The following is a 14,366-nucleotide window of genomic DNA, read 5'->3' on the forward strand; positions in this document are numbered from 1 at the left end:
AAGCAAGTTTCCTTACTTCCCTTAAATTTATTTTCTTTCAAGTTCGATTTTTACAGTTTTATCATTTAATTCGAATTCTTCTGTATCAAGGTCTTTTACTTCCATTGTATCAGCCAAAGTTTCTTTTTTGATTTCTTCTTCAAATTCTTTTAGAGCATTTTTCAATTCATCATCTGCATTGTAGAAGATTTCAATTCTATCTGTTACTTCATAGCCGTTATCTTTTCTTAGGTTTTGGATTTTTGATACAAATTCTCTTGCGTATCCTTCTTTTTTAAGGTCCTCTGTGATTTCTGTATCTAATACTACAAAGACATTACCGTCCATCTCAACATCAAATCCATCTTTTGCTTGGATTCTTACGTCAAGATAATCTTTTTCAACTGTGTATTTTTCTCCATTTATTTCTATTTCTTGTGGAGAATTTTCAACCTTTTCTACAAATTCTTTTGCATCAACTCCAGCCAAGAATTTTCCAAAGGCTCCCACGTTTTTAGCAAATATTTGTCCAACTTTTCTAAAGTTTGGTTTTAAATAATAATCCATAAAGTCTGAAAGATCATCTGCAAATTCAACTTCTTTTATGTTTAATTCTTCTTTGATTAAACCTTTCAAATCGCCTATTGTGTCTTTAAATGATCCATCTACTATTATTTTTTCTAGAGGTTGGCGAACCTTGATTGATTCTTTTTCTCTTGATGCACGACCAAGTGTTACCATTTTTCTTACAAGGTCCATTTTTTCTTCTAATTTTTCATCAATTAAAGCTTCATTAACTTCATCTAGTTTTTCAACGTGAACTGAAAGTCCATTTGTTAGGTTTCTGTAGATTTCTTCTGATATAAATGGTGCTATTGGTGCTATCATTTTTGAAAGACTTAGCAAGACATCGTAGCATGTTTTGTAAACTGCTTTTTTAGATTCTGTTAAATCTTGGCTCCAAAATCTTTTTCTATTTCTTCTTATATACCAGTTTGATAAATCTTCTACTACAAAATCATTTACTAAGTGAACAACCTTGTTGTAGTCAAATGATTCCATTTGTTCATAATAAGCTTTTAATAGTGAATTTAATTTCGAATATAGCCACTTGTCGATTTCTTCAAGCTCTACATTTTCAAAGTTTCTGATCTCATCTATTTCTATATTATCTGTATTTGCATAAAGGGCAAAGAAGTTATATACATTTTCTATTGTTCTAAAGAAATTATTTTTAACTTCGATTAGACCTTTTTCATCAAATTTTGTAGGAACCCAACATGGTGATACATATAAAGAATAAAATCTTACTGCATCTGCCCCGTACTTATCAAATAATTCAAATGGATTTAGGGTATTTCCTTTTGATTTTGACATTTTTTGTCCATTTTTATCAACAACCAAGTCATTTACCAAAACATTTTTGTAAGGTGCTTTTCCTGTTATGATTGTTGAAATTGCCATGAGTGAATAAAACCATCCTCTTGTTTGGTCGATTCCTTCACAAATAAAATCTGCTGGGAAATAATTTTCAAAATCTTCTCCCTTTGCAAATGGATAATGAACTTGTGAAAATGGCATTGCTCCTGAGTCAAACCAAACGTCAATTACATCTGGAACCCTGTGCATTACTTTTCCACATTCTGGACAAGTTATTGTTACATCATCAACATAAGGTCTGTGAAGTTCTATATCTTCACTTATATCTTCTATTGCTTTTTCGGCCAATTCTTTTCTTGAACCGATTGATTCAACATGACCACAATCGTCACATCTCCAAAGATTTAGTGGTGTTCCCCAATATCTTGATCTTGAAATTGCCCAATCTTTTACATTTTCTAGCCAATTTCCAAATCTTTTATCTCCTATTGTTTGTGGATACCAATTAACCCCGTTATTATTTTCAACCATTTTTTCAGAAAGTTTACTCATTTCAATATACCAAGATGGTTTTGCATAATAAACAAGTGGAGTTTTACATCTCCAACAATGAGGATAATTGTGTTCGATTGTTTGTTTTTTATAAACTTTTCCCTCATCTCTTAAATGTAAGAAAATTTCTTCGTTTGTATCAAAGATAAATTTGCCCTTCCAAGGAGTTTCTGTAAAACATCCTTCAAGGTCAACTGGTTGAACAAATGGTAAATTATATTTTCTACCAAGTTGGTAGTCGTCTTCACCAAAGGCTGGAGCTGTGTGAACAATTCCTGTTCCGTCTTCTGCTGAAACATAATCAGCACAAGTTAAGAAAAATGCCTTTCCATCTACTTTTACATATGGAAGTAATTGTTCGTATTCAACATACTCAAGGTCTTTTCCCTTCATCTCTTCAACAACTTCATATTCATGATCTGCCATAACTTTTTCAAGCAAAGATTTTGCCAAATAATAATAACAGCCATCAGTCTTATCATTTACCTTTACATAGTCAAGTTCTGGATGAACTGTAAGAGCAACGTTTGATGGAAGAGTCCATGGAGTTGTTGTCCAAGCTAGGAAATATTCATTGTCGGCATCTTTTTTCTTAAATTTACAAATTAAAGTTATGGCCTTATCCATTTGATAGCCTTGAGCAACTTCGTGACTTGCAAGACCTGTACCACATCTTGGGCAGTATGGCATAACTTTTGCCCCTTCATAAATTAATCCTTTTTTGAAAGCTTGGTTTAATAGCCACCATTCAGTTTCTATATAGTCATTGTCCAAAGTTATATAAGGATTATCCATGTCATAAAGAAAAGCCATCCTATCTGACATATCTCTCCACATATCTGAATATTTAAAAACAGAATCCTTACATTTTTGGTTGAATTTTTCAACTCCGTATTCTTCTATTTGATCTTTTTCGCTAAAGCCTAATTCTTTTTCAACTTCAATTTCTACAGGAAGGCCGTGTGTATCCCAACCAGCTTTTTTCAAAACTTTATAGCCTTTCATGTTTTTATATCTTGAAGTCATATCCTTTAAGGTTCTTGCTATAACATGGTGGATACCTGGTTTTCCATTTGCTGTTGGAGGTCCATCAAAAATTATATATTCTTCAGCATCTTCTCTTGTTGTAAAAGTCTTGTCCAATAGGTCTATATCAGCCCAGTATTTGGAAAGATCAAGTTCTCTTTGTTTTGTGTTTTTAGTATCTAATGATTTAAAACTTGCCATAATTCCCTTTCTTTCTAAATAATAAATTATAATAAAAAAACGCCCCCAGAAGGGACGGTCCACCCAAAAATTGAGTATGAAGTTAACGCCTATCTTACGTAATAAACTAATTTTTTTCATTTATTAAGCTAAAAGATGATCTTCATAATAAAAAATGCATAGCCACTTTCACCTAAAGGCCTCTCTGTAAATTATTTTTTAAAACTACTCTTCTTTTAATTGCTTATATCTACTGACTAATTTACTATTTTTAAAGAAAAAAGTCAAATTGATTTTTATCTAAAAAAATAGATATTTATAAAACCATAAGCAAAGTTCCTGCTCCAATTAATATAGATCCAATAATAGATTTCATTGAAAGATCCTCACCCAAAAATAAAAAGGCAAGAATTAAAGTTAAAACTACACTCATCTTATCAATAGGTACAACCTTTGAAGCATCTCCATATTTTAAGGCTCCATAATAACAAAGCCAACTAAAACCTGTTGCAAGTCCTGATAAAATTAAAAATATCCAAGATTTTTTGCTAATATTATAAATTCCTGAAAATGATGATGTTATAAAAACCATTCCCCAGCTCATAAGTAAAACCACAAAAGTTCTAATAGCAGTAGCAAGGTTTGAATTTACTCCATCAATTCCTACTTTTGCCAAAATTGAAGTAAGGGCAGCAAAAACTGATGATAAAATTGCAAGTATTAACCACATAATATCCTCCTTCTTCTATTATAGAACTTTTGTGTACTTTTAAAAATCTAGAAAAATCTTTCTTCTACTCTTTCTTTGTTAATTTTATTTTTACAGATTATTGAAACTAATATGTTTAAAACTATATTTATTACAAATGCCCACAAGAATCCTGGTATATTTAAAGGTGATACTTGTAATATTCTTAGCATAAATAAAACTACTATTCCAACACTTATTCCAAAAGCAGCCCCCTCTTTTGTAGATTTTTTCCAATAAAGTCCCAAGATAAAGGCTGGCGCTAATTGGGCAAGGCCTGTGTAGGCTACATCTTGAACGACTTGTACTAATGCTTTTGGTGGATTTATTGCAATTAATGCACCAACTATTGCTATTATTACAATTATCATTCTAGATACTTTCATATTTTTCTCATCTGAAATTTCATTTTTCCTATTAAAGAAAATCAAATCTTGAGAAACTATTTGTGAACATGATAAAAGCATAGCATTGATTGTGCTCATTCCTGCAGAAATTGCTGCTGCCATTACTAGGGCTGACACCCACCAACTGCTGTATTTTGTCATCATTATTGGTAAGACTTGGTCTGATCTTTCGACTGCTGGAAGAAGATTGTGTCCTGCAAGTCCTATAAATAGGGCTGAAAATCCAAATATTAATATTTGTGATACTGGAACACTTATTGCTGATTTTGTTAGTGAATTTGTATCTTTTGCCATCAATGATTTTGCCCAAATATATGGACATAACCAAATTCCAAATGGCAAAACTATAAATTGCATAAACCAGTAAGGATCTGTGTATGTATTTTGTGGTCCTGGCCTTGATAAAAGTTCTGGGAAAGAATCTCTTGTTGTATGAAACAAGTTAACAACTCCACCAAAAGGATGGATAGCTATAAAGGCTGCTATAACAATTCCAACCATCAAAATTATGGCTTGAAAGGCATCTAGTAAAACTACTCCTCCTGCCCCACCGATTAAAACATAGAACAAGGAGAAAACTACAGAAATAATTAAGGCAAATTTGTAATCTAATAAGTCTCCTGTAACTACTGAAAGGGCTGTGGCATTTCCTACATATTGCATGGATAAAAATATCAAAGTCATCAAAACAGAAATGATTGATGCTATTATTTTTAAATATCCTGATTCAAACCTATCTTGAAAATAATCTCCAATTGACATATAACCGTACTTATTGGCTTGTTTTCTTATTTTATTTCCTAAAAAAATTACCATAAAGGCTACCCAAACTTGGCTAAGTACAATAACTATATAGGATATTCCGTGAGTATAATACATACCTGGTCCTCCTAAAAATGCAAAGGTACTTTGCATTCCTGCAATCATGGTAAGGGCCATAAGGAGTCCACCTACACCCCTGTTTGCTAGGAAAAATCCTTGGGCATCTGTTTTGGTTTTTCTTTTTTTAGAATTAAAAATTGTAAGTCCAAGCATCACAACCAGATACAAAACTATAATCAATAAGCTATAAAAATTTTTACTCATCTATTTCTCCTCATCTTTTTCATTTTTTACAAAATCATAAGCCACAAACAATACAAATATAAGGTTTAAAAACATCAATATCCACCAATAAAATAATGGAAATGGGATCCAACCAAATATGTAAGGTTCTGGACTTTTTGTAAAACTAAAAGGTATCATTGCCAAACACAACAAAACAGCGAATATAATTTTAATAATATTCTTTTTTTTCATCTCCTACCTCTTTTCCTAATATGCTTTCCAAACTAATTTTGGGCAAAATTTTTTTCTAAATTTTTCAATTTAGATAGTAACATACAATATTCTTTCTGATATTTTTAAAAAAATCAAAAATAGTTAGAAACAGATTTGCAAATATTTAATTTTTCTTTTACCTATTTTACACAAAAAATTCATATTTAACAAATTTTATTTAAAGTTTTTCAAAAAGTCCTCATATAGCTGATATTTACAGCTAAAAGAGTAATTTTATTTTGAAATCCGATTATGTTTTTACAAAATAATCACAAAATATTTGTTAAATCTTTTATAGACACCATATTTTCATTCACATACTTATTGAGTCCATCAATTATTTCCAATGATTTTTTTGGGTTCATAAATGTAGCTGTTCCAACTTGGACAATTGATGCTCCAGCCATGATAAATTCTAAAGCATCTTGCCAGCTTGTTATTCCTCCCATTCCCATTATAGGAATATTGACAGCCTTTGAAACTTGATGAACCATTCTTAAAGCCAAAGGTTTTATTGCAGGTCCAGATAAACCTGCATAGGTGTTATCAAATACAATTTTTTATTTTTAATATCAATAGCCATGCCTAAAAAAGTATTAACTAAAGATAAGCCATCTGCACCCTCATCTTCACAAACTTTTCCTAGATCTACAATATTTTCAGCATTTGGAGATAATTTTATTATTAATTTATGCTTGCATACTCTTCTAACTTTTTTAACCAAATCTCCTGCAATTTCAGCTTTAACTCCAAAATTCATGCCCCCATTTTTTACATTAGGACAAGATATATTCAATTCTATAAAATCTATTTTATAATCATTTAATAAGTCAGCTCCTCTAATGTAATCATCAATGCTGTGACCTGATAAATTTACTATATTAACTAAATTTTTGGAATTAACAAATTCTAAATGTTGGTCTATAAAACCTTTTATGCCAGGATTTTCTAAGCCAACACTATTTAATATTCCAGAAGGGGTCTCCCAAATTCTTATACCAGAATTTCCAGGACTTGGATTAATGGTAAGACCCTTACTAGAAATGCCACCTAGTTTTTCAATATCAAAACTTTCATTTAAATTTTCACCAAAACCACAAGTTCCAGAAGCTAATACAATTGGATTTTTAAATTCCACGCCAGAAAAGCTTGTAGCAAGTAAGTTATTATCCATAAAAATCTTCTCCCTTAAATATAGGACCATCTTTGCAAACTAACTTGTTTCCATTTTTTGTTTTGCAAGTACATACATAGCAAATTCCCATACCGCATCCCATCCTATTTTCAGCAGAAATATATAACTTTGCCTTGGTATTTCTAGTATCTTTGTAAGCATCTTCCATCATTTTTTCTGGTCCACAAATAAATATATAATCATACTTATTAAAATCTATCTTACCTGTCAATCTTTCATTTACTTTTAATAATAAATTATCAGAAACTGATTCAAGCTCGTCTCTAAGAATTTCTGATCCTCTTAGAGAAAAATATATGTCGACTTCATTTCCTATTTTTTTATTAAGCTTAGCTGCATAATATAAGGGCGCTATTCCTATACCCCCACCTATCATGGCAATTTTTCCTTTGATATTTGGAAAAGAACTTCCATAAGGACCTTCTAGGTCTATTTCATCATTGGCTTTTAGTTTATTAAGAAGTTCAGTCCCCCTTCCTTTTAATTTGCATAAAAAACTTAAACTTTCATCATCCCTATCATATACACTTATGGGTCTTGACAAAACAGGATACATATCCCATGACCTTAACATATAAAATTGACCAGCCTTTGCCTTATTTTTTTGTCTAATTTTTATAAGGTAATATTGATCATTAATTTTTATATTTTCAATAACTTTTGCCATATTTTCACCTAATCAAAAATCTTTCATCTACTCCAACTCTTGTTTTATCATCATTTAACAGTAAAGACACAAATATATACAATAAAATATTTATTAAAAAGCCCATAGAAAACCTAAAAATTTAACGAATAAAGTTAAAATCTTCTAAGGGCAAAAAATTATTATTCCTACACTTATTTCAAAAACTGCTTTCTATTTTGTAAATTTTTCCCCAATTATAGGTCATTTTTATAAACTACTTTTCCATCAACAATTGTATATTTGACAGATCCAAACAAAGGCTTATTTATAAAAGGAGAATTTGAAGACTTAGATTTAAAATCAGTGTAGGTAACTAATTTATCCTTATCAAAAATCACTATATCAGCATTTGCTCCAATTCTTATTTGACCTGCATCTAAATTTAAAAATCTAGCTGGATTATAAGTCATCTTTTCTAAAATTTTTTCTAAGCTTAAGTATCCTGGCCTTAATAAGTTTGTTATCGCTAGAGAAAGTGAAGTCTCTAAGCCTATTATTCCACTAGGAGCTTTTCTTATATCTTCTACATTTTTTTCTTCAAATGTATGTGGGGCGTGGTCTGTTGCTATAACTTCTATGGTATCATCTTTTAATCCCTCAATTATAGCCAACCTATCTTTCTCACTTCTTATTGGAGGATTCATCTTTGCCAATGTTTTTTTCTCTAAAATAGCTTCTTCGTTAAGGCTAAAATGATGAGGTGTAACTTCTGCAAATATATTTGCCCCCAATTTTTTCAAAGACCTAACGATTTCTACAGAATTTTTAGAACTTATGTGTTGTATGTCAATTTTTGCTCCCAAATCCAAGGCTAGAAGTCCATCTCTTGCAACCATTAAATCTTCACTTACATTTGGAGCCCCTTCAATTCCCAGTGATTTTGCAATTTGACCCTTGTTATATCCGGGATTTTTTATGAAATAATTATCTTCTTCATGAAGGCTTATTGTCATATCTAATTTTTTTGCTTCCTTCATTGCTTGAATCATTATTTCATAATCTTTAATAGGAATTCCATCATCAGTAAAAACAACAGCTCCAGATTTTTTTTAAAGAAGGCATATCAGTAAGCTCTTTACCCTTAAATCCCTTTGTCACTGCAGCTGCAGAATAAACTTTAATTTTTGTTTTTTCATTATTTCATTAACATAATTTAAAGTTTCTACATTATCAATTATGGGCTTTGTGTTGGCCATGGCTACTACACTTGTAAATCCACCTGCTGCAGCTGCATTTGATCCTGTTTCTATAGTTTCCTTGTGAGTTTGACCAGGTTCTCTAAAGTGAACATGAATATCTACTAGACCAGGGCCTACTATAAGTCCTTTTGCATCTATCACATTTTCATCTTCTAAATTAATTTTTTTTGAAATTTCTTTAATTTTTCCCTTTTCAATATATATGTCAGCAATTTCATTAAAGCCACTTTTAGGATCTATTACTCTTCCATTTTTAATTAACATTGTTTATCCTTTCTAAATATTTAAAAATTAAACTTCCGCCAACAACAGCATGGTCAAGATTAATATCTTCTTTTGGATTATGACTTATACCTTCTTTACATGGGATAAAGATTAGGTTGGTATCTACAATTTTTGAAAATATCATTGCATCATGACCTGCTCCACTAGGCATTATCAAATAATCAATATTATTTTCTAAAGATATCTTTTCAAACTCCTCTATTCCTTTTTTATTCATGTCTACTGCAGGAGATATAGGAAATTCTTTCAATTCATAGGATACATTCCTTTTGCTAGCTACTTTTTTTATTACCTTTTTTATTTTATTTCTCATCCTTTCCATAGAATCGTTTTCAATATCCCTAAAATCAATACTAAATTCAGTCTCTCCAGGAACAACATTCATAGCATTGGGATAATTTTTTATGTATCCTACAGTTCCTACACTGTGGTCATTTTCTAAATCTCCAATTCTTTCAATTTCTAATATTATTTCGGATGCTGCACATAAGGAATCTTTTCTTATTTCCATCGGTGTAGCACCAGAATGTTCTGCCATGCCTTTTATTTTCACTATAAACCTAGATGAGCCTGCTATGGTTGTAACTATGCCTATTTTTTATTTTTTGATTCCAAAACCCTACCCTGTTCAATGTGTAATTCAATAAATTTTTTAATATCAGAAATTTTACTTGGCTTGATAGAATAAGATTTTTCCTTAAAAATATCTTTTAGCATCTTTCCGTCCAAGGATGTTAAATTTTCTATATTTTTTTCATTTATACTTGATGTTATAAGCTTACTTCCAATCATTGAATACATAAAATTAGAAGATTCTTCACACCTTAAGGCTATTACCTTTAATGGTATATCAATATTTTTATCCTTTAAATAAATTAATAAGGCTAAACCAACTGCCACACCTAAGACGCCATCATACTTACCTCCTTGGACTACAGAATCAAGATGAGATCCTATATAATCATATTTGTCATATTCTTTAAAATAAGCATAAGAATTTCCAACTTCATCTGTATAAGTGTGTAGATTTTCTTTTTTTGCAATCTTTAAAAAGCATTCGTGCATCTTATCTTCAATTTGACTATAACCTAGCCTAGTTACACCCTTATTTTCTTCATTATTTCCAATTTTATTAAATTCATTCATTATATTATTTAAATATTTCTTGAATTCATTTTTTTCCATCACTATCATCGTCAATTTCCTCAATTTTGTTAAGTAAGTAATTAATAAAGAGAATTAAATTATCTTTAAATTTATAGGGACTATAGGAACATATTTCTTCAATCTTATTTAGCCTATATCTTAAGGTATTTTCATGGATGAAAAGAGCCTCTGAGGCCTTCTTTATGTTTAAATTATAATCATAATAAGTATGTAAAGTTTGGTACAAGTCTTTATTTAATTTGATTTTTTTATTTATAGTATCTTTTTTATATAAATTATTAAGCAAATCATAAACTGTAATATAGGCTTCAAGGTCCCTGTAATTAAAGTATTTTTCATTTAATTCAAGAATTTTTCCTATATTTAAGGCCTTAATCGAATCGAAATAAGCCATCCTAAGCCCATCTATTTTTTCATAAATAGGACTTAAGCCAAAATTATTCTTATTGATCTTTTTATCTTTTAAAATTTCTGAAATAATTTCATATTTTTCCTTTTCACATATCTTATTTTCAAAAAACACTATAAATGAAATTACATCCTTATTTTGAAGACTAATATACCTATATTCATTATTTGAAAGGCTAATATTACCCAAATTATTTTCCTTATTTTCATTAAATCCTGTAGTTGAAAATACAAAAACATAGCTATTTAAATCAAGTCCATAATATTTTGATTTTTTCACTAGATCCTTTTCGCTATAATAATCATAATCTTCAAAAATTAAATTATAAAAGACATTTTGAGCCTTAGATATTTTAACTTCGTCCTCATAAAATATGTGAGAGATTCCATTTATTATATCTACATATTTAATATCTAAGGGTATTTCAAACATAGCTAGTCCCAATTTATTAGCTTTATTAATAACTTTATCACTTATTTTATTTATATATATGCCTGTTTTTATTGCTAAACAAGTACAGCCATTTCTTTTTAACTTTTCTAAAATCTCTAATATTTCTTCTTCGGAGTCTCTAATTGAATAAAGAGAAGTAATAACTATAGAGTAGTCTTCTATCCATTTATATGTATCTGGCACCTCCATTACTGTAATACTGCTTACTTTATTATCCAAAAGTTTTTTATCTGTTAAATATTTTAATTCGGATAAGATAGATTCATGAATAAGATCAATTAATGTTAACATTTTTTTCTCCAATTATTACAAAATCTTAATATAACCTTTTCATATTGTAATCATATCACCATTTTATGGCTTCAACAATGTTGAAATTTACAATATATTCAGCTATTTTTTGTTTAGGAATACAATTTCTTTTACTTAGCTGAATAAAGAAATTGTAAATTCAATAATTTAAAACTAAAGATAAGGATAAAAAATAGCTTGCAATACTAAATAAAGTATTTCAAGCTTTTTTAATTTAAGTTTTATAAGCAAAAATTTACTAACTTAAATTTTTGGCAAAGATATTTTAAAATTAAGTTATTTATGAATTTTTAACCTAAACTTATCAATTGAAAAGTTATCCCAACTATCGACATTTGAAATTTCTAAGGCCTTTTCTAACATTTTTATATCAGATGTAAAATCTGACCTTAAAAAATAAAAATTTTCGTCCATAAAGGATAAAACTATACCATCAAAATCATTAAACTCTTCAATAAACCTAAGTTTTTCTACATCAAAATATTCATAGACTTTAATTTCAATTTTATCCAAGTTTTTATCGCTTATGGGATTAAATTTAAAATCAAAAAATCCTGCATTTACAGCCTCATAAATTATATCAAGGCCTACGTTTTCTTTTGTAGGATAAATTGAACCTGATATTCCTTTTAACCTTCCATCGATATTAACTTCAACCCTTATTCCATTTGATTTTTCCTTAAATTTGGGGTCAAACTCCCTCAGGTAAGTCTTATTTTCTAAATAATATTCTATAGATTTTTTTGCTAATTTTACATAATCATCCATTATAATAATCTTTCTATATCCTTTTCAATTTTTTCAGGCTTTGTTGTTGGTGCAAATCTTTTTACAACATTTCCATCCCTATCTATCAAAAATTTTGTAAAATTCCATTTGATTTTTCCACCGAGTATTCCTCCTTCTTCTTTTTTAAAAATGTATAAAGTGGATCTTCATTTTCCCCATTCACATCAATTTTTTGAAACCTATCAAATTTTGTTCCAAAATTTAATGCACAAAAAGAATCTATTTCTTGATCATTTTCTGGAGCTTGGTTAGCAAATTGATTGCATGGAAAATCTAAAATTTCAAAACCATCATGGTGATATTTTTCAAAAAGAGCCTCTAGGCCATCATATTGGGGTGTAAAGCCACACTTTGTCGCCGTATTTACTATCAGTAAAACTTTTCCCTTATATTTTTCAAGCTTTACATCTTCACCCTTATTATTTTTTACTACAAAATCATATATCATAACTTATTTTTCTCTCCTATTTTAATTTCTTTATTAATTTACCCAAATTTTAGCTAATTTATTGAATTTGGGGTAAATTAATTAGTAGAGAATAAATAATATATAAATTGATAAATTATAAAGGAGAAAAAATGTACGATTATTTAATTATTGGAAACGGTATTGCAGGATTAAAAGCTGCTGAAACTATTAGAAAAAAAGATGATCATGCTTCAATTGTAATTATTTCAAAAGCAGCTGATTATACTTATTGGAGAACAAAATTATCTGAATTAATTTGTAAAGATTTTACAAATGATGATATTTTGGTAAAAAAATTAGACTGGTATGAAAAAAATAATATTGATGTTAAACTAAAAAATGAAGTAGATAAGCTTGACCTTGAAAATAAAAAGGCAATACTTAAAAACGGAGATCAAATAGAATATGGCAAGGCTCTTATAGCAACAGGTTCTCATCCTTTTGTTCCACCAATCAAAAATATTGATACAGAAGGGGTTTTTGCTATCAGAACTGTTGATGATTTAAATTCTTTCAAAAACCACATCAAAGAAAACAAAAAAGTTATTATAATTGGTGGTGGACTTCTTGGACTTGAGGCTGCTTTTTCAATAAAAAATGCTGGATGCGATGTTCTTGTAATTGAAACTTTTGATTATATTTTAGGAAAACAACTTGATAATGAATTATCTTTAAAACTTGAAAAAGAATTAAATGAGGCAGGAATTGAAACATCAACTGGTAAAAACACATCAGAAATCCTAGAAAAAGATGGAAAAGTTTGTGGAATTAAACTTGATGATGGTACAGAAATTGAAGGTGGAACAATTTTAGTTCAAACAGGTGTAAGAAATGACCTTGATGTAGCTATAAATTCAGGCCTTAAAACAGAACGTGGAATTATTGTAGATGAAACTTTGAAAACAAGTGATGAGAATGTCTATGCAGCAGGAGACTGTATACAATTAGGACAAGCCACAATCGGTCTTTGGACAGCATCAATGGAAATGGGAGAAATTGCTGGAAGTAATATGACAGGTGATGATAAAACTTACCAAACACCAAAACCATTCTCATCCCTTCTTCTTGGAGACATAAAACTATTTTCAGCAGGATTTAATAAGGGCGAAGGAATAGAAGAAGTTAAAAAAGAAGACGGAGAAAAAGTTTATAAATTATTCAAAAAAGAAGGAAAATATTTGGGAGGAATCCTCTACAAGGATATCAAATTCCAAAATGACGTTAAAAAAATAGTATTTGAAGGAGAAGATCCAAAAAATACAAAACTTGGAAAAGAAATTTTTGGTATGTAAGAAAAAAGCTCTTGGCTAAACCAAGAGCTCATACTGTTGACAAATTGTATTTTCACCCATTTCGACCGAGTGCAACGAGCGGAGAAATCTCTTGAGATCTCTCCATGCGTTCGTTTCACTCACTTAGTCGAGATGGTACTTAGCTTAATTTTATTTCAAATAAAATATTATCTAATTTCATACTTTGTCTATGCTCTTAGCTCTTGGCTAAACCAAGAGCTTTTCTTAATTTTCTATAATCTCAATCGGACTTGTTTCATATACAAAAATCATTGAATCAAAAATTTCTTTTGGAGACTTTTCTATTCTGTATGAGTATGGGACAAATTTCATTACCCAAGTGTAGCCTTCGCCTAATGAGCCCATTTTTATTTTGAATCTAGGAGATTTTTGCTATCTCCATCTTTTACTTTTGAAAATCTAAATAATAGGAATTTTATAATTTTTGCCTGGTAGGCGAAAGGATCTGCTGATATAATTTTGTATTGTCCTTTGATTTTTTTGCTATAGTTTTTA

Annotated in this window: 11 protein-coding genes and 3 pseudogenes; 1 reads left to right on the forward strand and 13 read right to left on the reverse strand. The window is 29.6% G+C overall.

Features of this window, described 5'->3' with window-relative positions; translation table 11 throughout:
* Positions 1-27: 27 nt before the first annotated feature.
* The 12 genes and pseudogenes from ileS to ANHYDRO_RS04165 form a co-directional block, all read right to left on the reverse strand.
* Positions 28-3,138 carry an isoleucine--tRNA ligase gene (gene ileS / locus ANHYDRO_RS04115; protein WP_039913990.1) on the reverse strand — a complete coding sequence of 1,037 codons (3,111 nt, stop codon included), beginning with the start codon at positions 3,136-3,138 and terminating at the stop codon, positions 28-30.
* A gap of 295 nt (positions 3,139-3,433) precedes the next feature.
* Entirely contained in the window at positions 3,434-3,847 is a 414-nt protein-coding gene (locus tag ANHYDRO_RS04120) for an EamA family transporter (RefSeq protein WP_004813816.1), read from the reverse strand.
* 47 nt (positions 3,848-3,894) lie between these two features.
* Positions 3,895-5,358 carry a sodium/pantothenate symporter gene (locus ANHYDRO_RS04125; RefSeq protein ID WP_004813818.1) on the reverse strand — a complete coding sequence of 488 codons (1,464 nt, stop codon included), beginning with the start codon at positions 5,356-5,358 and terminating at the stop codon, positions 3,895-3,897.
* Positions 5,359-5,571, reverse strand: a complete 213-nt coding sequence (locus ANHYDRO_RS04130) for a hypothetical protein (RefSeq protein WP_004813821.1) — start codon at positions 5,569-5,571, stop codon at positions 5,359-5,361. It lies immediately after the preceding gene.
* 290 nt (positions 5,572-5,861) lie between these two features.
* Positions 5,862-6,766: pseudogene (locus tag ANHYDRO_RS04135) on the reverse strand (dihydroorotate dehydrogenase).
* Positions 6,759-7,454 (reverse strand): dihydroorotate dehydrogenase electron transfer subunit, encoded by a 696-nt coding sequence (locus tag ANHYDRO_RS04140; RefSeq protein ID WP_004813827.1) that lies wholly within the window; start codon positions 7,452-7,454, stop codon positions 6,759-6,761. Before ANHYDRO_RS04140 ends, ANHYDRO_RS04135 begins: the two are co-directional and overlap by 8 nt.
* 215 nt (positions 7,455-7,669) lie before the next feature.
* Positions 7,670-8,938, reverse strand: a pseudogene (locus ANHYDRO_RS04145) (dihydroorotase).
* Positions 8,928-9,554 (reverse strand): M20/M25/M40 family metallo-hydrolase, encoded by a 627-nt coding sequence (locus ANHYDRO_RS09335; RefSeq protein ID WP_316244745.1) that lies wholly within the window; start codon positions 9,552-9,554, stop codon positions 8,928-8,930. The pseudogene ANHYDRO_RS04145 and the gene ANHYDRO_RS09335 overlap by 11 nt, the downstream one beginning before the upstream one ends.
* A complete protein-coding gene (locus ANHYDRO_RS09340) occupies positions 9,551-10,153 on the reverse strand; it encodes a M28 family peptidase (protein ID WP_004813833.1) in 603 nt (200 codons plus the stop codon). The genes ANHYDRO_RS09335 and ANHYDRO_RS09340 overlap by 4 nt, the downstream gene beginning before the upstream one ends.
* Complete coding sequence (locus tag ANHYDRO_RS04155) at positions 10,131-11,279, reverse strand: PucR family transcriptional regulator (RefSeq protein ID WP_004813835.1); 1,149 nt, start codon at positions 11,277-11,279, stop codon at positions 10,131-10,133. The genes ANHYDRO_RS09340 and ANHYDRO_RS04155 overlap by 23 nt, the downstream gene beginning before the upstream one ends.
* A gap of 297 nt (positions 11,280-11,576) precedes the next feature.
* On the reverse strand, positions 11,577-12,068 hold the full coding sequence (locus ANHYDRO_RS04160) for an AMMECR1 domain-containing protein (protein ID WP_004813836.1): 492 nt from the start codon (positions 12,066-12,068) through the stop codon (positions 11,577-11,579).
* Positions 12,068-12,537: pseudogene (locus tag ANHYDRO_RS04165) on the reverse strand (glutathione peroxidase). Before ANHYDRO_RS04165 ends, ANHYDRO_RS04160 begins: the two are co-directional and overlap by 1 nt.
* 131 nt (positions 12,538-12,668) lie before the next feature.
* On the opposite strand from ANHYDRO_RS04165, the gene ANHYDRO_RS04170 reads away from it, so the two are divergent.
* Entirely contained in the window at positions 12,669-13,850 is a 1,182-nt protein-coding gene (locus ANHYDRO_RS04170) for an NAD(P)/FAD-dependent oxidoreductase (protein ID WP_039913994.1), read from the forward strand.
* Positions 13,851-14,075: 225 nt separating this feature from the next.
* Here the strand turns inward: ANHYDRO_RS04170 and ANHYDRO_RS10510 are convergent, their stop codons facing one another.
* The gene (locus ANHYDRO_RS10510; protein WP_004813841.1) at positions 14,076-14,216 is read right to left on the reverse strand and encodes a hypothetical protein; all 141 of its coding nucleotides are present in this window, start codon (positions 14,214-14,216) and stop codon (positions 14,076-14,078) included.
* Positions 14,217-14,366 lie beyond the last annotated feature (150 nt).

This window comes from Anaerococcus hydrogenalis DSM 7454 (genome assembly GCF_000173355.1).
Lineage (GTDB): Bacteria > Bacillota > Clostridia > Tissierellales > Peptoniphilaceae > Anaerococcus > Anaerococcus hydrogenalis.